Genomic DNA, 22,745 nt, shown 5'->3' on the forward strand with positions numbered 1-22,745 from the left:
GTCAGGCATTGCTCAAGGCGCTTGCTGCGGTGGGGGTCTCGATGCCGCCGTTCCCCGTGTCGCCACCGCGGGCGGCTTCGATCGCCCAGTACACGGCCTCCGGTGTCGCAGGGGAGGCGAGTTCGATGCCGACTCCGGCGGGCCCGAACGCTGCCGCGGCCTGCCGCAGCGCCTCCCGTACGGAGAACGCCAGCATCAGGGGAGGCTCGCCGACGGCCTTGGACCCGTAGACGGCACCCTCCTCGGTGGCGTTCTCCAGCAGCGTGACGTTGAACTCCTCGGGCATCTCCGAAAAGCTCGGCAGCTTGTACGTGCTCGCCGCCTGGGTCTGCAGCCGGCCGCGGTTGGGCCCGTCGCCGGTGTCCCAGCGCAGATCCTCCAGCGTCAGCCAGCCGGCGCCCTGCACGAAGCCGCCCTCGACCTGACCGATGTCGATCATCGGGGAGAGGCTGTCGCCGACGTCGTGCACGATGTCCACCCGGCGGATGCGGTACGCGCCGGTGAAGCCGTCGACCTCCACCTCGGTCGCGGCGGCGCCGTGCGCGAAGTACTTGAACGGCGAGCCGCGGAACGTCTTCGCGTCCCAGTGCAGGCCCTCGGTCCGGTAGTAGCCGGCCGCCGACAGCTGGACCCGCTGGAAGTACGCGGTACGTACCAGGTCGTCCCAGGCCAGCTCCTCGTCGTTGCCCAGGGCGCGCGCGACGCCCTCGACGATGCGTACGTCCGAGGCGTTCGCGCCCAGCTGGGAGGCGGCCACCTGCAGCAGCCGCTCACGCAGCTGCTCACAGGCGTTCTTGATCGCCCCGCCGTTGAGGTCGGCGCCGGAACTGGCGGCGGTGGCGGAGGTGTTGGGCACCTTGTCGGTACGCGTCGGGGCCAGCCTGACCTTGTGCAGCGGGATGCCCAGCGTGGTCGCGGCCACCTGCAGCATCTTGGTGTGCAGGCCCTGGCCCATCTCCGTACCGCCGTGGTTGATCAGGACCGAGCCGTCCTTGTAGATCAGCACCAGCGCGCCACCCTGGTTGAAGGCGGTGAGGTTGAACGAGATCCCGAACTTGACGCCGGTGAGCGCGAGCGCCCGCTTGGTGTGCGGGTGCGCGGCGTTGAAGGCGGCGATCTCGCGCTTGCGGTCGGCGATTCCGGCGCCGTCCCGTACCTGCTGCCAGACGGTGGAGATCCGTTCGGCGTGGGTGACGGGCTGTCCGTACGGCGTCGTCTGGCCTTGGCCGGGCTGGTAGAAATTGCGTTCGCGCAGCTCCATGGGGTCCAGACCGAGCCGAGGGGCGCAGCGGCCCAGGATGTCCTCGATCACCAGCATGCCCTGCGGTCCGCCGAAGCCGCGGAAGGCAGTGTTGGAGACCGTGTTGGTCTTGGCGATACGGCCGGCGACGCGCGCGTTGGGAATCCAGTAGGTGTTGTCGATGTGGCACAGCGCGCGGGCCAGCACCGGCTCGGACAGGTCGAGGCTCCAGCCGCCGTCCGCGGTCAGGGTGGCCTCCAGGGCCTGGATACGGCCTTCGGCGTCGAAGCCGATCTTCCACTTGGCGTGGAATCCGTGGCGCTTGCCCGACATGGTCAGATCCTGCGTCCGGTTGAGCCGCATCCGCACCGGCCGGCCGGTCAGCTTGGCGCCCAGCGCCGCGACAGCCGCGAACCCGTGCGGCTGCATCTCCTTGCCGCCGAAGCCGCCGCCCATCCGCAGGCACTGCACGGTCACCTCGTGGCTGTGCAGCCCCAGCACGTGCGCGACGATTTCCTGCGTCTCCGACGGGTGCTGGGTGCTGCTCTGGACGAACACCTGCCCGTTCTCGTCGACCTGGGCCAGCGCGGCGTGCGTCTCGAGGTAGAAGTGCTCCTGTCCGGAGAACTGGAACTCGCCGGTGAACACGTGCGCGGAGTCGGCGAAGCCGGCGTCGATGTCGCCGGTCTCCATCACGGGCCGGGCGCCGTGGTAGCTGCCCGCCGCGATCGCGTCCTGCAGTGTGACCAGGGCCGGCTGCTCGTCGAGCTCCACCTCGACGGCCGCCGCACCGAGCCGGGCCGCCTCCAGGGTCTCGCCGAGCACCCAGGCGACCGCGTGACCGTGGAACATGACCTCGTCGGGGAAGAGCGGTTCGTCGTGCTTCATGCCGGCGTCGTTGACGCCGGGCACGTCGGCACCGGTGAGCACCCGGACCACGCCGGGCACGGTGAGCGCGGGTTCGGTGCGCAGCGCGGTGACCCGGCCATGGGCCTTCATGACCTGGACCGGACAGGCGTGCAGTACGTCCTTGGTGCGGTGGACCAGGTCGTCGGTGTAGAGCGCGGTTCCGGTGACGTGCAGGTTGGCGCTCTCGTGCGGCATGGAGACGCCGACGACGGGCTTTTCGGGACGCTCGGACAGATGGCTCATGACGGCACCGCCTCGGTGGTCTGCGCGTACAGCTTCAGCAGGCTCTGGCCGAGCATCGCGGAACGGTAGTCGGCGCTGGCACGGTGATCGTTCATCGGTGTGCCCTGGGCCTTCAGCACCTCGGCGGCGGCCTCGACGGTCTCCGCCGCCCACGGCTCGCCCTCCAGTGCCGCCTCGGCGGCGAGGGCGCGGATCGGGGTGGCGGCCACGCCGCCCAGGCCGATACGGGCCTTGCGGACGATCCCGTCCACGATGTCGAAGGCGTATGCGACCGCCACGCTGGAGATGTCGTCGAAGCGCCGCTTGGCGATCTTGTGGAAGCCGACGACCGGCGACAGCGGCAGCGGGATACGAACCGAGCGGATCAGCTCGCCGGGGCGGCGCACGCTCTGCCGGTAGCCGGTGAAGTAGTCCGCCAGCGGGACCTCGCGCTCGCCGTCCGCGTCGGCGAGCACCACGGACGCCTCCAGCGCGAGCAGCACCGGCGGGCTGTCACCGATGGGGGATCCGGTGCCCAGGTTGCCGCCGAGGGTCGCGCTGTTGCGGATGAGCCGCGAGGCGAACTGCGGGAAGAGCTCGGCCAGGAGCGGGACCTGTCCGTCGAGGCGGCGTTCGATCTCGGTGAGCGTCAGCGCGGCGCCGATCTCGATGACGTCGGAGTGGATGGCAGTGGGGCCGGTGGCCTTGGGGGTGGCACCCGGACCGGTGGCAGTGGGGCCGATGGCAGTGGGGCCGATGGCAGTGGGGCCGATGGCAGTGGGGCTGGTGGCAGTGGGGCCGGTGCCGGCTGAACCAATGGCATCGGGGCCGACCCGCAGCTCACGCAGTTCGGGCAGCCGGTCGATGGCGACCACGCAGTCGGCCCGACGCGCGCGGATGTTGACCTCGACGCCCCAGTCGGTGCTTCCGGCGAGGACCACCGCTTCGGGGCGCTCGCGCAGCAGCCGCAGCGCTTCCGCCAGGGTGCCCGGCCGCAGGAAGGCGCTGTCGTCCCGGGTGTACTCGGTGGCGACCGGCTCGGGCGGCGCCTGCTCGCGACGCTGCGCCAGCGGGTCGTCCTCGGTCGGCTGCCCGACGGCGAACGCGGCATCGCGGATCGGGCGGTATCCGGTGCAGCGGCACAGGTTTCCGCTCAGCGCGTGCAGGTCGAAGCCGTTGGGACCGTGCTCGGCGCCCGGGGCGTGCTCGGCGCCGCTCCGGCGGGGCTCGGAGTCGGAGCCGTTGGCTGTTGTGTGGGTGCCGTTGGCTGTGTGGGTGCCGTTGGCCGCGTGGGCACCATTGGTCGCAGGTGCGCCATTGGCCGCAGGTGCGCCGCCCGGCGAGCCCGCGTGCGCGCAGCGGTCGGGTCGGTAGTACTCGGCGGCCATGCTGCAGACGAACCCCGGTGTGCAGTAACCGCATTGGGAGCCGCCGCGGACGGCCATCTCCTCCTGGACCGGGTGCAGCGTGGGCGGCGTGCCGGGTTCACCCGCGGTGGCGAGACCCTCCGAGGTGACGATCTCCTGGCCGTCGAGGGCCGCGACCGGAGCCAGGCAGGCGTTGACCGCCACCCAGTCGGTCGGTTTGCTCACCCCGGGCCGGGCCACCAGGATCGAACACGCGCCGCACTCCCCCTCGGCGCAGCCTTCCTTGCTCCCGGTGAGACCACGCTCACGCAGAAAATCCAGGACCGTGGTGTGGGGTGCGGTCGGGGAAATCGGGGTGACCTTCCCATTGACCGTGATCCGCGCCGCTGTCATGGCACATCCTCATTTCGGTGCGCGGTCGTCGTGACTATTCCAGTCGCCATTTCGGCACTTTCTCTTTCGGTGGCGCGGCCTGAGAAACCGGAGCGCAATTCGGCAGGCAACGATGTGCAACAGGCGGAAAGAATTCGGGATGCGTCGGCGCCGCACTCGGTGCGCCGGAGAGGGGCTGCTCAGCAGCCGTGGGCCACACGCCCCGGAATCCAGGCGGCCCGCCGAACGAGGCGATGCAGGTCGGAGAAGGTCGACATCCGACTTCGCCTCCTTCCGTCAGATCGCGAGCCGGTGCGTTTGAAGCTAAGTTCCGCAGTTCCCTCGGTCAAGACCGCGCACCGGAGCCCTGTAATGGTCTATAGGAAGCTATGAAAACGGATCGGGCGCCCGCACAGGCGTTGGCGCATCCTACAAATGCCAGGGCGGCAGAGCCCTTTCCGACGTCGGCGCCGGCATCCCCCATCCGCCGCGGACGACAGGCAGGCCGTCGCGGACCTGTCGTCAGCCTCCGTTTGCGGATTCCGGGAGCGGCGTGACGCTGGAAGACGAGACGTGCGGCCGAGGGGGCGCCTGGAGGTGTCATGTACAGCAAAGTCACGATCGCCGGTCATCCCGTTCACCCGATGCTGATCGGCTTCCCGGTCACCTGCTACACCGGCACCCTGGTGGGCTTCGCCGTATACGCGGCGAACGGGGACCAGTTCTGGCTCAATCTGGCCATCGCGCTGAACGTCGTCGGTGTCGGCAGTGCGCTGCTCGCCGCTCTGCCCGGGTTCGTGGACTATGCCTTCGGTATCCCGCGCGATTCGGGGGCCAGGACCGTCGGCATGACTCATGGGGGGCTCAACGTCGTTGCACTCGCCCTCTTCGCCATCAGCCTCGGGATGTACGTCACGCACTGGAACGGCCCCGCCACCGGCGTGGCGCTGGGGCTGGGCCTGTCCTCGGCGGGGGTGGCCTGCACCCTCGGCGCGGGCTTCCTCGGCTGGCAGCTGGTGCAGGACTACCACATCGGTATCCGTCTCACGCCGGCCCAGGAGCGCGACGAGCTCACCGTGCAGAACGGCGACGTGGTCGGCCTGCACCGGACGCGTAGCCGCAGCGACCGAGCGGCGTAACCCGAACGCACGATCGGCCTGCTGCCCGGTCCGGAGAATTCCGCTGCTCGGTCCAGGTGACGCGGTCAGGGCCTCATCGAGTCAGCGGCGAGCAGGGCGGGCGGGGCGAGCAGGGCGGGCGGGGCGGGCGCAGCGTACGCGGCCGGAGGTGATCTCGTCGCGGGGCAGGGAGAGCCCGAAGGCCCGTTCCAGTCCGGCGAAGAACAGCGGGATGCCGCCCGTCCAGTCCGTGTGTTCTTCCGCGCGGCGGATGTGCGGGTTGAGGAAGGACAACGGTGCGTCCGGGGCGAACGGTGTCTCACCCGGGGTGTACCAGATGAGCTCGTACATGTCCCGCCGTTCCTCGGCGCCGTCCTCGACCGGGAAGGGGTTCTGGTACTCCCCGTCCTTGCTGTAGCTGAAGTCGTAGATGGCCTTGGCCGAGGTCGCGGTCAGGGTGATCCGCTGCGCAGGGGGCGGGTCGAGCGAGCGGGAGAACGCGCCGACGAACTCGTGGTACCCCAGCCACGTCCACCCCGCTGCTTCCCCGAACACGAGCACCTCGAAGGCGTCGTCAGTACGTTCGCGCGCGTCACGTTCCCATACTTGGTGCAGCAGCAGCCCGTCTGCGACGTCCTGAGCATCGGCCCCGAAGCCGAGGGCCACCTCCTCGGGGGCCGGGCCCTTGATGAATTCGAGGACCCTGAAGGGCTCCTGTTCCATCCAGCTGTCGGCGATCCAGGCTATGCCGTCCGCGACCGGTGGCTGTCGGGCGAGGAACTCCTCGAACGCGGCCGCCTGCTTCGGATCGAGATAGCTCTGGCGGCCGAGACCCGCCTTGCGCTCCAGCCAGTCCAGTTCGGCCAGGGACCGCAGCTCGGCCACGACCGCGCGGTCCCGGGTGAATGTCATCCGCACCCCGTCGACATGTGCGTACCGGGTGTACGGGCCCTGCCGCTCCGGTCCGAGCGGGCCCTTCCGCCCTGCTTCCGACCAAGGTCTCGGACCCTCGTGAATCCGCTGCCCGAAGTGCTCCAGCTCGGCCAACTCGGCCGCCGCGAGCAGCACCCCGACCGGCTCACCACCGTCGGTGACGCTCACCCGCTCACCCGTCTCCTCGACCCGCCCGACCAGACGAGCGAACTCCGCCATGACCTCGCTCAGTTCAACCCTCTCCATGCGCCCGGACGTTACCGGCCGCACCGCCCGTCTTGTCCCGGCGAGGGAGCGCCCCCGGTACTCCCGCCTGTCCGTTGCAAGCTGCGGGTTCCCCCCTGCCTTCGGCCGGAGGTGCCCCCCGGGGGCGGCTCGTGCCGTTCCCCGCGCCCCTGGCGGGGCGCGGGGCCGTTGCGCGGTGGGGTGGGGTCAGGAGCAGGTGTTGTAGAAGTGCTGCCAGCCGTCGGCGGGCATGGCCGGCGGTTCGGCCCAGGTGCCGTACTCGCCGTACTTCTGCTTGGCCTCGCGGTCGAAGTCGCCCAGGCCGCCGCCCGGCTGGGACAGCCGTACGTCCCGGTCCATCTGGCCGTCACCGGCGTTGTTGAGGACCGCGAGGTCCGGGTACGCGTCGTCGTTGTAGCGGGCGATGCTGAGCTGCCGGACCTCGCCGAGGTCTCCGATGTCGGAGTGGACCGCGTCGGCGGAGCCCAGGTCCGTCCGGTTCAGGGGGCCCGGGCGGTATTCCGCGAGGCGTGCCGTGGAGGGGTCGTCCCCGCCGGAGGGCTCGACGATGTTGACGACCATGTCCAGGGTGCCGTCGTTGTCGAAGTCGGCGACCGCGGCGGTGGCGTCCTCGCCCTTCTTCGCGCCGAGCAGGTCCCTGACGGCGGTCTTCTCACCGAACGTGCCGTCGGCGGTGCCCCACTGGATGGTCATCTCGGTGCCGGTGTGCCCGGGGTTGGTGATCCTGTCCGGGTGGCCGTCGCCGTCCAGGTCGCCGATCAGCGTGGTGGAGTCGGCCAGGCACGGGACCGGTGCGTCGGCCGCGTCGGCCGCGTCGGCGGGGACCGGCGCGTGGGCGGACCGGGCCGCGGCGCCCGCGGGGGCCGGTTCGGCCGCCGCGGCCTGGTAGCCGGCGTAGGACAGGGTCAGGGCTGCCGCAGCCAGCGGAGCGGCGATCCAACGTGAGCGTGTGCGAAGCATGTTGCGTTCCCTTCCGTCGTTGCTGCGAGGTGTGATGCAGGTAGCGGGGCGGGAGTTCACGCCGGATCGCCGTGTGACGGGACCGTGACATTCGGGCAGGTTCGGACAGCCGGAAAGAGCGTGCCGAAGGGTGGCTGGCGTCAGTCCGGCTGTGGGCGTGGTTTGGGCGCGGGGCGCGATGCGGTGGCCGCGCCGGAGCCGCTGGCCGCCGCGAGCACGTTCTGGGCCTGGGTGTCGACGAGTCTGGTGAAGATCTGTTGGGCGTAGCCGAAGATGACGGCCCAAGAGATGATTTGCGCGGAGGAGTCCAGCGCGGTCAGCCCCGGCACGAATCCGCCGCGCATCAGGAGCAGACCGAGTACGGCGGTCAGCGCGCCCATGGGGAGTTTCAGCAGGGCGAGGGAGAATGGCACATTGTACGGTTCGGCGGTTCCCCCGATACGTCTGATGGTGGCCGCCGCCGCGATCCCGGCAGCCACGAGTCCCACGAATTCGATGGTCAAGTAGTCCGCCGGGGACGTGGTTCCCGCGAGGCTCGCGTCGACGTCTTCGGCCCTGGCCTCCGGCTCCGAGCGCGTGGGGCAGACGACCTGGTACGTGTCGGCGCCCGAGACACGGTCGGGGGAAAAGCACAGCGGCACGGTGTTGTCGAAGAACCAGCCCAGAATGGCCACCAGGACCGCGCCGAGCGCGAGACCCCCCGAGACCCACCGCACGATATTGACGAAACTCCTGATCCGAAGCGTCTTCTCGATACGTACCTGCCGGGCGACACTCACCGCATCGAGGATCGACTCGCGCTCGGCTTCCGTGATCTTCGACGGTGACTTGGCGATTCTCTCGACGACGGCGCGCCGGGGATCGTCGGCGGGCAGCACCTCGCGTACGGAGGCGAGCACGCCCGGCATCATCGCCACGATCTCCTTCGGTTCGGAGAGCCGCAGCAGGAGATTGTGCGCGGTGTCGACGTGTACCTGCCCCACCGCGATGTGCGAAGCGGCCTTTCTTCTCTTGTGGGCGTGGGACAGTACGCGGCGGGCGCTTCTCAGCTCTTCCTTCGCCTTGTCGAGCAGGTCTTTGCGCTTGTGGTCCCTGTCTTGTGCGCGCCACCGGTCCTCCAGCAGGGCGTGGAGTTCGTTCGTACGCGCGAGGAGGACCTGCCGGAGCTCCCAGGGTCCGTGTTCCGTCGGCGAGCACTGCTCCGCACTGTCTTGCCCGGATTCCTGACCGGGTTCCATCCCGGGTTCCTCGTCGGGCTCCTGGCCGGAATTCTTTCCGTGGCTTCGCTCGGGATTTCCGTCCCCCGGGCCATGTTCTCCGTCACCCGCCTGTGCATTGCTGTGGCCGCTCATAACGCCGATTCTTACGACTATTCACGCGGAACAACCATCGGCGACCACGGCGGACCACCTGGTTAAGGCGAAAGAGGTACCGCCTTGGGCCTTGAGGGCTATTCATGCCTTCCGTCGCCGCCAGGGCCAGGTCAGCGGGACGACGACGGCTCCTGCTGGCAGTGCGGACACCACACCGTGGTGCGGCCCGCGACCCGGGCCGAGCGCAGCCCGGTGCCGCAGCGCGGGCAGGGGGCTCGCCCGGGAGCGTCACGGTGGCCGGTCAGCCAGTTGTCGCGGGGCGGTACGTGCTCGGCGCGTACGGAGGTGCGCAGTACCCGGCCCATCGTGCGGTGGAGGGTGGCCCGCTCGTCGTCGGTGAGGGAACCGGTGGTGCGGGAGGGGTGCAGTCGGGACTGCCACAGGATCTCATCGGCCAGCAGGTTGCCGAGCCCGGCGAGCAGCGACTGGTCGGTGAGGGCTGCCTTGAGGCGGCCGCGGTGCCCGGTGAGGGCCGCGTCGAAGTCGGCGCGCGAGACGGTGAGCGCGTCGGGGCCCTGCCCGTCGAGACGACGGGCCGCCTCGGGGTCGTCGACGAGCCACAGGCCCTTGAGTTTGCGCTGGTCACGGTAGCGCAGCTGGCGCTCGGGGCCGAGGGTGAACAGCACGCGGTCGTGGCGGTGCGGCTCGTCGTCGGCGGACGCGCACACGAGGCGGCCGGTCATGCCGAAGTGCAGCAGGAGGGTCGGGCCGCCGGTGTGTGCGAGGAGCCATTTGCCGTGCCGTTCGGGCTCGGTGAACTTCCGACCTTCCAGGTCGTGGCTGAGCCGCCGTGCGCTGATGCCGTGCAGGACGCCCGCGTCGCGCACCTCGACGTGCTGGATCGTCCGGCCTTGCGCACAGTCGGCGAGGACCCGGCGGAAGCCCTCCACGTCGGGGAGTTCCGGCATGACAACCGCACCTCCTCCGGCTCTTCCGCTTGTTCCGGCTCTGCCTTGCCTCTCCCGGTCCTTCCCCCTCCGGCTCTTGCGCCTCTTTCGGCCACGCGCCCGCCTCTCCCCCACCGTACGAGCGCCAAGCGCACGCCGCATGTGGGCGAGGGCCGCACCCGGGCGATGTCACATCCCCGGGGTCCTCGTCCGTCGCAGGGGCGTAGGCACGCAAGCGGGCAGGTCGCGGAAGCTGGAGGCTCCCATGGTGCGCACCACTCACCTCACTCACCTCACCGTCGTCGGTGGCGGCTTCGGCGGATTGACGGCAGCGCTTGCCGCGGCCGAGTCGGGTGCCGAGGTCACGCTGTACGAGGCACGCGGAACGCTCGGAGGGAGGGCGCGCACCGCGGACGGGCCGTACCGGACGAACGAGGGGCCGCACGCGCTCTACAACGGCGGACCGCACTGGCGCTGGCTCAAGCAGCGGGGGCTGCTGCCGCCGATGGCCAGGGTGCCGGCCGCAGAGGGGCTGCGGGTGCGCTACCACCACGGGGGAGCCCTGCGCCGCACCCCGCCGGCCGGGCTGCTGCGGCTGCGGCGCAGGCGCGGAGCGCCCGTCGGGGTGCCCTATCTGGAGTGGGCCACCGGACAGTTGGGGGAGGAGACGGCGCGGGCAGCGGCGAACTTCACGGCCGTCGCCACCTTCCACCACGCGCCGGGCGAGCTGTCGGCGGCGTTCACACACGAGCGGATGCGGCGCGCCACGAAGCTGCCGCCCGAGGCGCACTATCCGCGCGGCGGCTGGTCGGGCCTGGTGGAGCGGATGGCCACACGGGCGCGCGAGATGGGCGTACGGATCGAACCGGGGACGCGGGTGGACGCCGACGCGCTGGAGGAGGCGGCCCGGCGCGGCCCCGTCGTGGTGGCCACTTCGCTGGCAGCGGCCCGGGCGCTGCTGGACGACCCCGGGCTGAGCTGGCCCGGCGGGCGGACGGCGCTGCTGGATCTGGCGCTGGAGGCCCGCAGGGGTGACGCCTTCGTGGTCTCCGATCTGGACGCTCCGGGGTGGATCGAACGGTTCACGGCGACTGACGCCTCGCTGGCACCGGCCGGACAGTCGCTGGTCCAGGCCCAGTTCCCGCTGGCACCCGACGAGCCACGGGCCGCGGCGCTCACCCGCGGGGAACACCTGCTCGACCTCGGTTTCCCCGGGTGGCGGGAGCGGGTCCTGCACCGTACGGAGGCGACGGCGGACGGCCGGACGGGCGCGGTGGACGTCCCCGGCACCTCCTGGCGCGACCGCCCCGCCGTCGACCGCGGCGAGGGCCGCTATCTCGTGGGCGACCAGGTGGCGGCGCCGGGCGTGCTGAGCGAGGTCTCGTTCAACAGTGCGATCGAAGCGGTGGAGCGGGCACTGGGCCGGTGCGACGGAAGCCCACAGCGAACCACGACGTTCCACGACGCACGGTGACGCGCGGTGACACATGAGCGACACGCAGCGAAACACGGCTGCACACCCTGACGGGCGATGACATTCCGCGACGTACGGCGACGCGCTGCGACAGGCGATGACATTCCGCGACGCGCCACAACGTTCCGCAACCGCGCTCAAGGCCCAACTCCCCGCTCTTAACGGCTTCTTGGGAGACGCACGTCCTCTTCTCTTGTAAGTTTCCTGGAGGGTCGGCGATGTTCACCGACGAAAGCGGGGATGCATGTCTTTCGCACAGGAATGGGCAGGACTGGTGGCCGATGCGCGCGCCAGGCAGTCGACTTCGATGCGGTTGAACGGCGCCGGGGACTCCCCAGGAGGTTCCGGCGGACCCGGAGGCAAGGGCGACGGCAAGATACTCCATGTGACGAAGGACGTCCTGAAGTCACACGCCGGCAAGGCGAAAGAAGTGAGCGAGGCGTTCGCCAAGGCGGACAACGCCGCCATGCGGGAGACGGAGCAGGTTCCCGGCTCCATGAAGGGCTTCGCCAGCGACGAGGCGTTCAAGGACTTCCAGGAGTTGTGGCGCGACCAGATGAAATATCTGGGGAGCCTCTACTCCGGTGTCGCCAAGGCCCTGACCTCCGTCGAGAAGGTCTTCACGATGACCGACGAGGAGCGGCGCAGGGAGTTGGAGAAGGCCGTGCCGGACAAGGACGTCCCGGCAAAGCCGGGTGATCTGCTGAAGCCGAACAACCCCTACCTGCTCGACCGCGCCCGGACGGACTTCCCGCTCACCCAGGACCCCGGCCCGTCGCTGTTGAACCCACAGGGCACGGACAAGCCCGTCTACGGGCCGTACGCGCCGACGGTGCCTACTGCTGAGCCGAAGTCCTAGGGGAGTATTCGATGTCGCCCACGCCGTCCCTCGCCTACTCGGACGTCCGCAACGTCAACCTCGGCCCGCTGCGCGAGGCGGTGCGCGAATGGGGAAAGCTCCCCGAGGAGTTGCGGAAGTCCATCACCAGTTTCAACCGCACCGTGTCAGGGCCACTGGAGTCCTCCGACTGGAAGGGTGACGCCGCCGAGGCCGCGTTCAAGAAGTTCCGGCACATCCGCAGCCAGATGACCGAGGCCGCGGGCGAGGCCGAGAACATCGGCACCGTGATGTCGGAGGCCCTCAAGGCGTTCGAGGGCGCGCAGGAAGACCTCAAGAGGATCGAGAAGGCGGTCTCCGCCAAGCTCCCGGACGGCAGCGAGAGCTGGCTCAAGGTCAACCCCGAGGAAGGGGTCGTCTATCTGCAGTCGCCCGACGGCAAGCCGGTGACTCCCGGCCAGCAGAAGGCGTACCACGAGACGATCGTCAGCTACAACAACCGCATCCGGGAAATCCTGGAGAACGCCGCCATCGCCGACAAGCGGCTCAAGACGGCTCTGCAGATCGACCCGGAAGGCAAGGGCTTCAACGACGACATCGCGGCACACCTCAAGGACGTCGACAAGGAAACCAAGGAAGACGTCGACGCCGCGTTGAAACTGGCCCAGGACAAGGGCCCCGAGATGAGCGAGAAGGAGCTGTCGAGGCTCAACGGCCTGCTGGCCAAGAACGCCAAGAACGCCGACTTCGCCGAGCAGTTCACGCTCGGCATGGGCCCCAAGGGCTCGATCGACTTCTGGTACAACATGGCCAAGCCCAGGACCGAGGATCGCGGCCCGTCGGGCTCCGTCAGGGTGGACTGGACCAAGGGCGAGGCCGCCAGGCGCGCCGCGCTCCAGGACAACCTGGGGGTCGTGATGGGCCTGGCCAGCAACTCCAACTCACCCGAGATGACGCAGTGGAAGAAGGACATGCTGGACATCAGCATGGACCGTATCCACGCCGACGAGGCGAAGGGCAAGCCGTACGCGTCCCAGGGCCCCTACAACGCGCAGGTGCTCAGCAATCTCATGCGCACGGGGAAGTGGGATTCGAACTTCCTCAACAGCTACGGCGACAAGCTCCTGGACAAGGACCAGGAAAAAGCCGTCCACAACATGAAGAACGACCCGCCGAGCAAGTGGATCAGCGGCGGCCTCTCCGACTCCGCGTTCCTCAATTTCGGCGCGAAGAACGACGCGGGCGAGGACCCGGTCACCGGCCTCATGGAGGCGCTCAACCACAACCCGGACGCGTCCACCGAGTTCTTCAAGGACGAGGACCACTTCGACTACCTCACCAGGGAACGCGACTGGCCGGCCGACGGCGAGATAGCGGACGAGGGCAAGCTCAAGGACGTCAAGGGCGGGCACCAGTCGCTCGCCCACGCGCTGACCGCGGCGACGACCGGGCACGAGTGGGACGCCCCGCTGGCGCACCCGCCGAACCACACCAAGGACCAGGCGCACGTCATGTCGGAGCTGGTCAAGGGCGTGGCGTCCAAGGACGACCACATCAAGCTGGAGGCCGGAATGCACTCGCCACTGGGGCGGGCCGCGGCCGAGTACACGCCGGACTTCTTCCGCGCCATGAAGGACGGCTCCGAGGACACCAAGCTCTTCCCCCTGCAGGGCGCGCAGGCCGATATGAACCACGTCGACGCGACCCGGTTCATGCTCCGGCTGGGCCAGGACCCGGACGCGAACGCGGCACTGACCCAGGCCCAGAAGCTCTACACAGCCGAGACGCTGGAACACCACCTGGCCGGCGACCTGCCCGCCGGCCAGAAGTACGACGCCAGCCCCAAGGAGACCGTGCAGGAAATCCTCCGCGCCTCCGGAGAGACCTCAGGAACCCTGGCCATCGGACGCCAGGAAGCCCTGATCGGGCCCGCGGTCGTGCGGGACGCGCAGTTCGAGAGCTCGACGCTGAGCGCACGCCTGTGGAGCAACACCGGCTTCGCCACCGCGGTGATCCCCGCGACGGTCAAATGGATGAGCCCCGTGGGTGGCGCGGCCCTGGGCACCATCGTCACGGGCGGCGAGGGGGCCGCAGCTTACGACATCGACGCGATGATCTCCCGCAGCGAGAGCATCGACAAGGCTGACGTCGCCTCCCAGATATACGACCGCGCCCAGAAGCGCGACATCCAGCAGAACGAGGCCATCCTCGAAGCCATCGAGAAGACCTACAACGTCGACACCTCCAACACCTGGGCGGAGATCTACTCCAAGGAGGGCTACAACGAGGCCGTCACCAGGGTGGGACGTACAGCACCCTTTCTGGACTCCATCGACCAGGTCAAAAGCCTTCCCGTGGACCGTCCCGACTCATAGCGCGACAGTTCCCGGTCCGGCTTCCTCGCCGCCCTTCTCCCCGTGGTCGCGCTTTCTTCACCGTCCCGTTACGGGAACGGGAGAAACGCCCCATTTCGTCGGTTATCTGAAGACAACACCGGTACTTCTCTTGTAAGTTCCTTTGCAGGTCGGAGATGTTCACCGACGAAAGCGGGGATTCATGTCTTTCCGGCAGGAGTGGGCGGGGCTGGTGGCCGACGCCCGTACCAGGCAGTCGACTTCGACGCAGTTGAACGGTGCGGGAGACCAGGGGGGCGGCGGGAAGGGAGACGGAAAGTGGCTGCAGGTGACCGATGACCTCCTGCGCTCCTACGCCGAGAAGGTGGAGACAGCCGGCACCGCCTTCCAGAAGGTGGACAACGTCGCGATGCGGGAGACGGAGCAGGTTCCCGGCTCCATGAAGGGCTTCGCCAGCGACGAGGCGTTCAAGCAGTTCCAGAAGATGTGGCGCGGCCAGATGGCGTACGTGAGGAAGAGGTACGCGGCCGTGGCCAAGACCCTCAACGACTGCGCGAAGAGCTTCAAGGCGACGGACGCCTGGACCAAGGAGCAGGTCGAGAAGATCGAGCGGGACAAGCGCGCCAAGGACAACCCGCTGCTGCCCGACAACTACCTGCTCAACCCGACGAACCCGGCCTTCCCCCTCGCTCCCGGGCTGCAGAGGCCCGGCCTGTCGACGTACTCGCCCCTGCTGGATCCGAACCTGACGGACAAGCCGGTGTACGGGCCTCCGGTGCCGCCGTCGGCACCGACGACCACGCCGAACTCCTGAGGAAAGCGGGGAAGCAGGGCGATGAGCGAGCACACTCTCGACTACACGACGGTACGTCACGTCGATCTGACGCCGCTGCGCGAAGCCGTGCGTGAGTGGGGCAAGCTCCCCGAGGACTTCATGGAGGTCCATACGAGCTTCGAGCGCACGGTCTCCAAACCGCTGACCACACACCAGTCCGGGTGGCACGGGGAGGCGAAGGACGCGGCGTTCAAAGCGTTCCGCAGCCTGCAGGGCCAGGTGACGGAAGCCGCGGGGCAGGCCCGGAAGATGAGCATCGTGATGTCCGAGGCGCTCAACAGGATCCAGCAGGCCAAGGACGATCTGAAGGCCGTCGAGGACGAGGTGAACGCCAAGCCGAAGGACAAGGACGCCAAGAACTACCTTCTGCTGAACGAGAAGGACGGCGTCGTCTACATCGACCCGCCCGCGAGCGAGGACAGCCCGGGGCTGCGGAAGGCTTACCACGAGACGATCGCGGACCTCAACCGCCGCATCCTGACGGCACTGACCACCGCGTCCGAGGCCGACCAGGCGCTGAAGACCGCCCTGCTGTACGACCCGGAGGGCGAGGGCTTCAACGACAACATCGCGGGCCACCTCGCGGACCTGGACAAGCAGGCCAGGAACGACGCCGACGCGCTGTTCAAGCTGGCGGGCGACGAGGACTTCAAACGGGACCCGAAGCTGATCTCCAAGGTCAACGGCATTCTCGCGAGGAACTCCGACAACCCCTACTTCGCCGAGGAGTTCGCCACCCGCAAGGGCGCCAAGGGCATCCTCGAGTTCTGGTACAGGACGGCGAAGCCGGACTACGAAGACGGCCCGTTCATGGAGCCGAAGAAGCGTCCGGCCGGGGTGGACAAGCAGCTCGCCGCGCTCCAGGACAATCTCAGCAACACCCTCGCCCTGGCCAGCCGCTCGACCTCGCCCGAGATGACGCAGTGGAAGCAGGACGTCATCGACCTCGGCTACAAACGGTTGCCGGGCGAGACGGGCCCCTACATGTCCGAGCCGCCCTACGGCTTCCAGGTGATGAGCAACCTGATGCGGACGGGGAAGTGGGACACCCAGTTCCTGCACGACTACGGCGACAAGCTGGTGGAGACGGACAAGAAGTCCTTCATCGGTCCCGGGGGCCGCGAGGAGGACCAGGGACACCGCAAGTGGCTCAGCAACGGACGGGCGCCCAACGACTTCCTCAACTTCGGCGACGCGAACGACAACGGCGCGGACCCGTTCACCGGCTACATGGAGGCGCTGGGCCACAACGCGGAAGCGTCCACGGACTTCTTCAACGACGACGACAAGTTCGACTACACGCTGCGGGAACGCAGGTGGCTGCCGGACGGTGAACCGTCGGGCGAGGGCCCGGACAAGGGCGCCACCGGGCCCCGGGTGGCCCTCGGTCACGCGCTGGCCTCCGCGACGACCGGCCACGACTGGGACGCTCCCCTGGCGCACCCGCCGTCCCACACCAAGGACCAGGCGCACATCATGTCGGAGCTGGTCAAGGGCGTGGCCGAGAAGGACGGCATCGAACTCGCCCCGGGGATGCACGACGGGCTGGGCCGGGCCGCGGCCGAGTACACGCCGGACTTCTTCCGCGCCATGAAGGACGGCTCCGAGGACACCAAGCTCTTCCCCATGGAGGGCGTCCAGGCCAACTTCGGCGACGGTGAGGCGCACGAGAACGACCACATGAACGTCACCCGGTTCCTCGTCAAACTCGGCCAGGACCCGGACGCCAACGCGGCGCTGACCCAGGCCCAGAAGCTCTACACAGCCGAGACGCTGGAACACCACCTGGCCGGCGACCTGCCCGCCGGCCAGAAGTACGACGCCAGCCCCAAGGAGACCGTGCAGGAAATCCTCCGCGCCTCCGGAGAGACCTCAGGAACGCTCGCCATCGGACGCCAGGAAGCCGTGGTCGGAGCTGCCGTCGCCCGTGACGCGCAGTTCGAGAGCTCGACGCTGAGCGCGCGGCTGTGGGGCAACACGGGCTTCGCCGCCGCGGTGATCCCCGCGACGGTCAAGTGGATGAGCCCGGTGGGTGGCGCGGCCCTGGGCACCATCGTCACGGGAGCGGAGAGCGCCCTCGCCTACGACATCGACGCACGGATCTCCAGGAGCGAGAGCATCGACAAGGCCGACATCGCCTCCCAGATGTACGACCGCGCCCAGAAGCGCGACATCCAGCAGAACGAGGCCGTCCTCGAAGCCATCGAGAAGACCCACCACGTCGACACGTCCAACACCTGGGCGGAGATCTACTCCAAGGAGGGCTACAACCAGGCAGTGACCAGGGTCTCCCGCACCGCGCCCTTCCTCGACTCCCTCGACCAGGTCAAGAGCCTCCCCGTGGAACGCCCCGACTCCTGACCCGCCCGCCACCGCGCCGCTGCCGGCTCACTCCACCAGCAGCACTCCCACCCGGTCCGGGGTCAGCGGCAGCTCCCGGTAGCGGCGCCCGGTGGCGTGGTGGACGGCGTTGGCGATGGCCGCCGGGGTGCCGACGATGCCGATCTCGCCGATGCCCTTGCCGCCCACGGGGTTGAGGTGCGGGTCGTGCTCCTCGATCCAGTGCGCGTCGATGTCGGGGACATCCGCGTGCGCGGGGACGTGGTAGCCGGCCAGGTCCTTCTCGACGAAGCCGCCGAGCGCCGGGTCCAGCGAGCTGTGCTCGGTCAGTGCCATGCCCAGACCCATCGTCATCCCGCCGATGAACTGCGAGCGTGCCGTGCGCGCGTTGAGGATGCGGCCCGCGGCGAAGACGCCCAGCAGCCGCCGCGTCCGCACCTCGCCGGTGACCGTGTCCACGGCGACCTCGGCGAAGACGGCGCCGAAGGCGTGCCGTGCGTACTCCTCCAGGGACTGGACGTCGCTCGTGGTGTCGACGGTGACGATGCTGCCGCCCGACTCGCGCAGCTCCCGGCACGCCTTGTGGACGGCCCAGCCCCAGGATGCGGTGCCCGAGGAGCCGCCTGCCAGCGGCGCTGTGGGCAAATCGCTGCTGCCGACGTCGATCCGGACGGCGTCCAACGGCACACCCAGCTCCTCGGCGGCGATCTGGGCGAGGACGGTACGCGCCCCGGTGCCGATGTCGGTGGCGTTGACCCGTACGTGGTACGAGGGGTCCGAGCCGTCGCCCAGCGCCTGGACGGATGCCGTGGAGGGCGCCACCAGCACCGGATAGGTGGAGGCTGCGACGCCGGTGCCCAGCAGCAGGTGGCCGTCGCGTCGGGTGGCGGGGCGCGGGTCGCGGCGCTCCCAGCCGAACCGGCGGGCGCCCTCGCGCAGGCAGTCGGCGAGATGGTGGCTGCTGAACGGTTTGCCGCTGTCCGGTTCCCGCTCTGGGATGTTGCGCAGCCGCAGCTCGACGGGGTCGATACCGAGTTCGGTGGCCACCTCGTCCATGGCGCACTCCAGCGCCAGCATGCCGGAGGCGTCGCCGGGCGCGCGCATCCAGGAGGGGGTGGGGACGTCCAGCGCGACGACCTGGTGACCGGTGCGGATGCCGTCGGCGCCGTACATCACCCGGGACGGTACGGCGGACTGCTCGACGAACTCGTCGACGGTCGAGGTGTGGGTGATCGCCTCGTGGCCGAGCGCCGCCAGCGTGCCGTCGTCGCGGGCGCCGAGCCGCAGCCGCTGGATGGTGGGCGCGCGGTGACCCACCACGGAGCACAGCTCGCGACGGGGCAGGACGACCTTGACGGCGCGCCCGGTGTGCCGGGCGCCCATCGCGGCGAGCACCACCTGGGCGCGCGGGGTGCCCTTGGAGCCGAAGCCGCCGCCGACGTGCTCGGAGACGACGGTGACCTGCTTGGGGTCGAGGCCGAAGAGCGCGGCCAGCGTCTGGCCGACCAGGGTGGCGCCCTGGCTGGAGTCGTAGGCGATCAGATGACCGCCCTCCCACACGGCGGTGGCGGCGTGCGGCTCCATGGGGTGGTTGTGCAGCGGGCTGAGGGTGTAGGTGAGGTCGAAGCGGTGCGCGGCTGCCGCGTACTCCGCGTCGAAGTCGCCGGTCTCCCGGTCGCCGGGGTAGCCGCCATTGGCCTGCTCGGGGTGGTAGAGCTCCGGATGGTCGGCGCTCACCAGGCTGTCGTGCGGCTCCTCGGCGTAGCTGACACGCAGCGCCCGCGCCATCTCGCGCGCCGTCTCCAGCGTCTCGCCGACGGCCAGCGCCACGTACCAGCCGCGGTGCGGCACCCGCGGGGACTGGAGCAGGCGGAGGGTGGGGTCGTCGGGCTCGCCGAGCCGGGGCGCGTTGTCGTGGGTGAGGACGGCCAGTGCGCCGGGCAGCGCCAGGGCTTCGCCGTCGTCGATGCCGGTGACGCTGCCGCGCGGCACGGCCGCTGCGACAGGCCAGCCGTACGCGCAGTGCGGCGGGGTGTGCTCGGCGGCGTACCGCGCCGTTCCGGTGACCTTGGCGCGGCCCTCGCGGCGGAGAGCGGGGGAGCCGAGGACGCGCTGCGCCGTCGCGTCGGTGCGGGTGGTGGTGTCGTCTACAGCCATCGTCCTGTCCTCGTCCTCGTCCTCGTCCGCGTCCGTGTCCTCGTCCGTGTCCTCGGCTCCTCAGATCCCTGCGGCGCTGTTCGGGGTGTCGTCGGCCCGGGCGGTCAGGGTGGTCAGCAGGTGGACGGCCACACTGCGGGCCAGCGGCACCTTGAAGGCGTTGTCCGACAGCGGCCGGGCCGCCTCCAGTTCGGCGTCCACGGCGCGGGCGAAGCTCTGCGGCTCGGCCCGGGAGCCGATCAGGGCCTCCTCCGCGGTACGCGCCCGCCACGGCCGGTGCGCCAGCCCGCCGAACGCGAGCGTGGCGTGCCGTACGGTGCCCGCGCCGTCCAGCGCCACGACGACGGCGGCCGAGGCGAGCGCGAAGGCGTACGAGGCACGGTCGCGGGCCTTGCGGTAGGCGGCGCGGGCGCCGGCCGGCACCGGCGGCAGGGTGAGGTGCGAGATCAGCTCGCCGGGCCGCAGGACCGTGTCCCGCTGCGGGGTGTCGCCCGGCAGCCGGTGGAACGCGGCGACGGGCACCGTACGGACCCCCTCCGGGCCGAGCACTTCGACCTCGGCGTCGTAGGCGGCCAGTGCCACGGCCATGTCGGAGGGGTGGGTGGCCACGCAGTGCTCGGAGTGGCCCAGCACGGCCATGTCCCGGTTGACGCCCCTCACGGCCGAACAGCCCGAACCGGGCTCGCGCTTGTTGCAGGGCGCGGTCAGGTCCTGGAAGTAGGGACAGCGGGTGCGCTGGAGGAGGTTGCCCCCGGTGGTGGCCTGATTGCGCAGCTGTCCGGAGGCGCCGGACAGCAGCGCCTGGGAGAGCGCCGGGTAGCCGCGGCAGACGGAGGGGTGTGCGGCCAGATCGCTGTTGCGCACGTTGGCGCCCACCCGCAGGCCGCCGTCGGGGGTGGGTTCGATCTCGTTCAGCGGCAGCTTGGAGACGTCGATGAGGTGCTCGGGCGTCTCGACACCGAGCTTCATCAGATCCACCAGGTTGGTGCCGCCCGCCAGGAACCGCGCGTGGGGCTGCGCCGCGTACGCGGAGACGGCCTCCTCCGGGGTGGTGGCGCGCTCGAAGGTGAAGGGCCTCACGCGGACACCCCCTCGGTACGGCGCGCGGCACCGTCCGTACGGCGCAGGGTCTGCTCGGTGACGTCCTCCAGCGCCTCGACGATGTGCGGGTATGCGCCGCACCGGCAGATGTTGCCGCTCATCCGCTCCCGGATCTCGTCCCGGTCGAGCTCGGCGGGCGCGCCGGTGGCCCGCTGCAGCACCGAGCCGGGGGTCGCGTGCGAGGGGTGGCCCTCGGCGGCCTCGCACAGCATGCCGACCCCGGAGACGATCTGACCCGGCGTGCAGTACCCGCACTGGAAAGCGTCCCGCTCGTGGAACGCCTGCTGCAGCGGGTGCGGACGCTCCTCGTCGCCCAGCCCTTCGACGGTGGTGAGATGCGCGCCGTCGTGCGCCACCGCCAGCAGCAGACAGCTGTTGGCGCGGCGCCCCTCCAGCAGCACCGTGCAGGCGCCGCACTGGCCGTGGTCGCAGCCCTTCTTGCTGCCGGTCAGGTCGAGCTGTTCGCGCAGCACGTCCAGCAGGGTGGTGCGGTGGTCGACGGTGACGGTGTGCGCGGTGTCGTTGACGTGCAGGGTGACTGTTGAGCTGGTGGCGGTGCGCTGGGGGATCACAGGGCGCGCCTCTCTTCGGCTCGGCTGCTGGATCGGTTTCGGTCTGTCCGGCTCAGCGGCGCTCCAGTACGCCGCGCAGGAAGGACGCCTGACCGACGTGCTGCATGGTGTCGCCGATGACGCTGACGAGGCGTACCCCGAGCGAGACCGGCGGGTCCCACGCGTTGTCGACGATGCGGTCGAGCGACCGGGAACTGAGGGTGTCCAGATAGTTGAGGGTCTGTTCGTGCACCGCGTCGTGGTACTCCAGCAGCGGCTTCGGCGAGTCCACCCGGACGGCCGCCACGTCCTCGGGCGCATGGCCGAATCCGGTGTCGTCGGAGGGCAGCGGCAGCCCGAACCGCTTCTCGAACCCCTGTGCGCGCCAGACCTGCTCCGTGCCCGCGGCGTCGGCGAGATGGTCGTCCTGCACCCGGGTGAGGTGCCAGATCAGCCAGCTCACGCTGTTGCTCCGCGGCTCGGGCTGTTCGTTGAGGTGCTTCTTCCTGATGCCGCGCAGAGCGGCGTGGACCTCGCCGTTCACGCGGGTGAAGGAGTCCGTGAGGAGGGCGGTTGTGTCCATGTTCGCGACCTTACGACCCCTCAGGGCCCGCCACGCGTACTTCGCCCCTGCCCCCTCGCGGGGGCAGGGGCCTCGCCTACCAGCGGTACCAGCGGCCGCGCCGGCCACCGACCGTCGGCCGTACGAGAAAGCCGAGCAGCCACAGCACGAGCACGATCACCGCGATCCACCACAGCGCCTTGAGGGCGAACCCGGCGCCGAAGAGGATCAGCGCGAGCAGCAGTACGAGCAACAAGGGACCCATAGCTCTTCACCTCCGCCGCCCGGGTGCCCCTGCCGCTCCGCTCCAATCGCACAGCGGTTCGCAGCGCACTGCGGCGGCCCTGGCGGATCGGCAGGATCAGATCGGCACGATCAGCCGGGCCCTGCCCCGCTGGGAGGCGTAGTCCAGGGTCTGCCAGGTGCCCGACTGGGTGCTGGTGCCGACCGGGAAACCGATCACCATGCCGGAGCGGTCCACCATCCACCGGTTGCGCGCCAGATACGCGGCGTCGTCCAACGGGTCGGCACCCAGCTCGACGACCTCCGCGATACGGTCCCACGCACGGTTGACCGCCTTTCTGGCCTCGGGCGGCTGCTGGTCCAGCAGCCCTGGCACGGCGACGGTCAGCCACGCGCTCGTGCGCTCCGCCAGCCATGTCAGCGCGAGGCTGTCGATTCCCCGGTCGCCACCGAGGTGGAAGTGCGCGTCCCCGGCGAACGGCGCCAGATACTCCGCGAACAGCTGTGCGTAGTGCGCGGGCTCATGGTGCCCCGCCGTACGGCTTCCGGTGATGGTGACGGTGCGCATCGTCGTGCCCCTGTCCCTGACTCAGTGGCTCTGGACGGCCATCCCCGTACGCGATCCCCTCGCAAGGCCGCTTGGCATCCTCGCACGGAGGGCTG

At 69.9% G+C, this 22,745-nt stretch carries 18 protein-coding genes; 6 read left to right on the forward strand and 12 right to left on the reverse strand.

Going from position 1 to position 22,745, the window contains the following annotated elements; genetic code table 11:
- Position 1: 1 nt before the first annotated feature.
- Together xdhB and JW592_RS33010 are read right to left on the reverse strand one after the other, a co-directional pair.
- On the reverse strand, positions 2-2,392 hold the full coding sequence (xdhB, locus tag JW592_RS28155; protein ID WP_209268061.1) for a xanthine dehydrogenase molybdopterin binding subunit: 2,391 nt from the start codon (positions 2,390-2,392) through the stop codon (positions 2-4).
- Positions 2,389-4,131 (reverse strand): xanthine dehydrogenase small subunit, encoded by a 1,743-nt coding sequence (locus tag JW592_RS33010; protein WP_229376994.1) that lies wholly within the window; start codon positions 4,129-4,131, stop codon positions 2,389-2,391. The genes xdhB and JW592_RS33010 overlap by 4 nt, the downstream gene beginning before the upstream one ends.
- A 581-nt stretch (positions 4,132-4,712) precedes the next feature.
- Between JW592_RS33010 and JW592_RS28170 the strand changes: the two genes are divergently transcribed.
- Entirely contained in the window at positions 4,713-5,249 is a 537-nt protein-coding gene (locus JW592_RS28170) for a DUF2231 domain-containing protein (RefSeq protein ID WP_209268062.1), read from the forward strand.
- Between the two features lie 81 nt (positions 5,250-5,330).
- Here the strand turns inward: JW592_RS28170 and JW592_RS28175 are convergent, their stop codons facing one another.
- The 4 genes from JW592_RS28175 to JW592_RS28190 all read right to left on the reverse strand — a co-directional run bounded on the left by JW592_RS28175 (position 5,331) and on the right by JW592_RS28190 (position 9,648).
- Positions 5,331-6,407 (reverse strand): type II toxin-antitoxin system prevent-host-death family antitoxin, encoded by a 1,077-nt coding sequence (locus JW592_RS28175; protein WP_209268063.1) that lies wholly within the window; start codon positions 6,405-6,407, stop codon positions 5,331-5,333.
- A 186-nt stretch (positions 6,408-6,593) separates the two neighbouring features.
- Positions 6,594-7,367 (reverse strand): FG-GAP repeat domain-containing protein, encoded by a 774-nt coding sequence (locus JW592_RS28180; RefSeq protein ID WP_209268064.1) that lies wholly within the window; start codon positions 7,365-7,367, stop codon positions 6,594-6,596.
- A gap of 140 nt (positions 7,368-7,507) precedes the next feature.
- Positions 7,508-8,605, reverse strand: coding sequence for a hypothetical protein (locus JW592_RS28185; protein ID WP_209268065.1), 1,098 nt, complete (start codon positions 8,603-8,605; stop codon positions 7,508-7,510).
- A gap of 245 nt (positions 8,606-8,850) precedes the next feature.
- A complete protein-coding gene (locus JW592_RS28190) occupies positions 8,851-9,648 on the reverse strand; it encodes an Fpg/Nei family DNA glycosylase (protein ID WP_209268066.1) in 798 nt (265 codons plus the stop codon).
- Positions 9,649-9,892: 244 nt separating this feature from the next.
- On the opposite strand from JW592_RS28190, the gene JW592_RS28195 reads away from it, so the two are divergent.
- The 5 genes from JW592_RS28195 (at position 9,893) to JW592_RS28215 (ending at position 17,489) form a co-directional block, all read left to right on the forward strand.
- A complete protein-coding gene (locus tag JW592_RS28195; RefSeq protein ID WP_209268067.1) occupies positions 9,893-11,101 on the forward strand; it encodes an NAD(P)-binding protein in 1,209 nt (402 codons plus the stop codon).
- Positions 11,102-11,486: 385 nt separating this feature from the next.
- The gene (locus JW592_RS28200) at positions 11,487-11,960 is read left to right on the forward strand and encodes a WXG100 family type VII secretion target (protein ID WP_209268068.1); all 474 of its coding nucleotides are present in this window, start codon (positions 11,487-11,489) and stop codon (positions 11,958-11,960) included.
- A gap of 11 nt (positions 11,961-11,971) precedes the next feature.
- Complete coding sequence (locus JW592_RS28205; protein WP_209268069.1) at positions 11,972-14,314, forward strand: PPE domain-containing protein; 2,343 nt, start codon at positions 11,972-11,974, stop codon at positions 14,312-14,314.
- A gap of 307 nt (positions 14,315-14,621) precedes the next feature.
- A complete protein-coding gene (locus JW592_RS28210) occupies positions 14,622-15,107 on the forward strand; it encodes a WXG100 family type VII secretion target (RefSeq protein WP_209268070.1) in 486 nt (161 codons plus the stop codon).
- Between the two features lie 21 nt (positions 15,108-15,128).
- Positions 15,129-17,489, forward strand: coding sequence for a DUF6571 family protein (locus JW592_RS28215; protein WP_209268071.1), 2,361 nt, complete (start codon positions 15,129-15,131; stop codon positions 17,487-17,489).
- 27 nt (positions 17,490-17,516) lie between these two features.
- Here JW592_RS28215 and JW592_RS28220 read toward each other — a convergent pair whose 3' ends face one another.
- From JW592_RS28220 to JW592_RS28245, 6 genes are all read right to left on the reverse strand, one after another.
- Positions 17,517-19,625, reverse strand: coding sequence for a xanthine dehydrogenase family protein molybdopterin-binding subunit (locus JW592_RS28220; protein ID WP_209268072.1), 2,109 nt, complete (start codon positions 19,623-19,625; stop codon positions 17,517-17,519).
- Between the two features lie 60 nt (positions 19,626-19,685).
- Entirely contained in the window at positions 19,686-20,705 is a 1,020-nt protein-coding gene (locus JW592_RS28225) for an FAD binding domain-containing protein (protein ID WP_209268073.1), read from the reverse strand.
- Positions 20,702-21,298: a 2Fe-2S iron-sulfur cluster-binding protein gene (locus JW592_RS28230; protein ID WP_209268074.1), complete on the reverse strand. Its 597-nt coding sequence runs from the start codon at positions 21,296-21,298 to the stop codon at positions 20,702-20,704. The genes JW592_RS28225 and JW592_RS28230 overlap by 4 nt, the downstream gene beginning before the upstream one ends.
- Before the next feature lie 52 nt (positions 21,299-21,350).
- Positions 21,351-21,860 (reverse strand): mycothiol transferase, encoded by a 510-nt coding sequence (locus JW592_RS28235; RefSeq protein ID WP_209268075.1) that lies wholly within the window; start codon positions 21,858-21,860, stop codon positions 21,351-21,353.
- A gap of 76 nt (positions 21,861-21,936) precedes the next feature.
- On the reverse strand, positions 21,937-22,104 hold the full coding sequence (locus tag JW592_RS28240; protein WP_209268076.1) for a DUF5670 family protein: 168 nt from the start codon (positions 22,102-22,104) through the stop codon (positions 21,937-21,939).
- Positions 22,105-22,200: 96 nt separating this feature from the next.
- Positions 22,201-22,650 carry a hypothetical protein gene (locus JW592_RS28245; RefSeq protein WP_209268077.1) on the reverse strand — a complete coding sequence of 150 codons (450 nt, stop codon included), beginning with the start codon at positions 22,648-22,650 and terminating at the stop codon, positions 22,201-22,203.
- Positions 22,651-22,745 lie beyond the last annotated feature (95 nt).

It is taken from the genome of Streptomyces spirodelae, from assembly GCF_017676385.1.
Lineage (GTDB): Bacteria > Actinomycetota > Actinomycetes > Streptomycetales > Streptomycetaceae > Streptomyces > Streptomyces spirodelae.

Coding starts and splice junctions, on each gene's coding strand:
- xdhB (WP_209268061.1), bottom strand. CDS start 2,392: ATGAGCCATCTGTCCGAGCGTCCCGAAAAGCCCGTCGTCGGCGTCTCC.
- JW592_RS33010 (WP_229376994.1), bottom strand. CDS start 4,131: ATGACAGCGGCGCGGATCACGGTCAATGGGAAGGTCACCCCGATTTCC.
- JW592_RS28170 (WP_209268062.1), top strand. CDS start 4,713: ATGTACAGCAAAGTCACGATCGCCGGTCATCCCGTTCACCCGATGCTG.
- JW592_RS28175 (WP_209268063.1), bottom strand. CDS start 6,407: ATGGAGAGGGTTGAACTGAGCGAGGTCATGGCGGAGTTCGCTCGTCTG.
- JW592_RS28180 (WP_209268064.1), bottom strand. CDS start 7,367: ATGCTTCGCACACGCTCACGTTGGATCGCCGCTCCGCTGGCTGCGGCA.
- JW592_RS28185 (WP_209268065.1), bottom strand. CDS start 8,605: ATGGAACCCGGTCAGGAATCCGGGCAAGACAGTGCGGAGCAGTGCTCG.
- JW592_RS28190 (WP_209268066.1), bottom strand. CDS start 9,648: ATGCCGGAACTCCCCGACGTGGAGGGCTTCCGCCGGGTCCTCGCCGAC.
- JW592_RS28195 (WP_209268067.1), top strand. CDS start 9,893: ATGGTGCGCACCACTCACCTCACTCACCTCACCGTCGTCGGTGGCGGC.
- JW592_RS28205 (WP_209268069.1), top strand. CDS start 11,972: ATGTCGCCCACGCCGTCCCTCGCCTACTCGGACGTCCGCAACGTCAAC.
- JW592_RS28215 (WP_209268071.1), top strand. CDS start 15,129: ATGAGCGAGCACACTCTCGACTACACGACGGTACGTCACGTCGATCTG.
- JW592_RS28220 (WP_209268072.1), bottom strand. CDS start 19,625: ATGGCTGTAGACGACACCACCACCCGCACCGACGCGACGGCGCAGCGC.
- JW592_RS28235 (WP_209268075.1), bottom strand. CDS start 21,860: ATGGACACAACCGCCCTCCTCACGGACTCCTTCACCCGCGTGAACGGC.
- JW592_RS28240 (WP_209268076.1), bottom strand. CDS start 22,104: ATGGGTCCCTTGTTGCTCGTACTGCTGCTCGCGCTGATCCTCTTCGGC.
- JW592_RS28245 (WP_209268077.1), bottom strand. CDS start 22,650: ATGCGCACCGTCACCATCACCGGAAGCCGTACGGCGGGGCACCATGAG.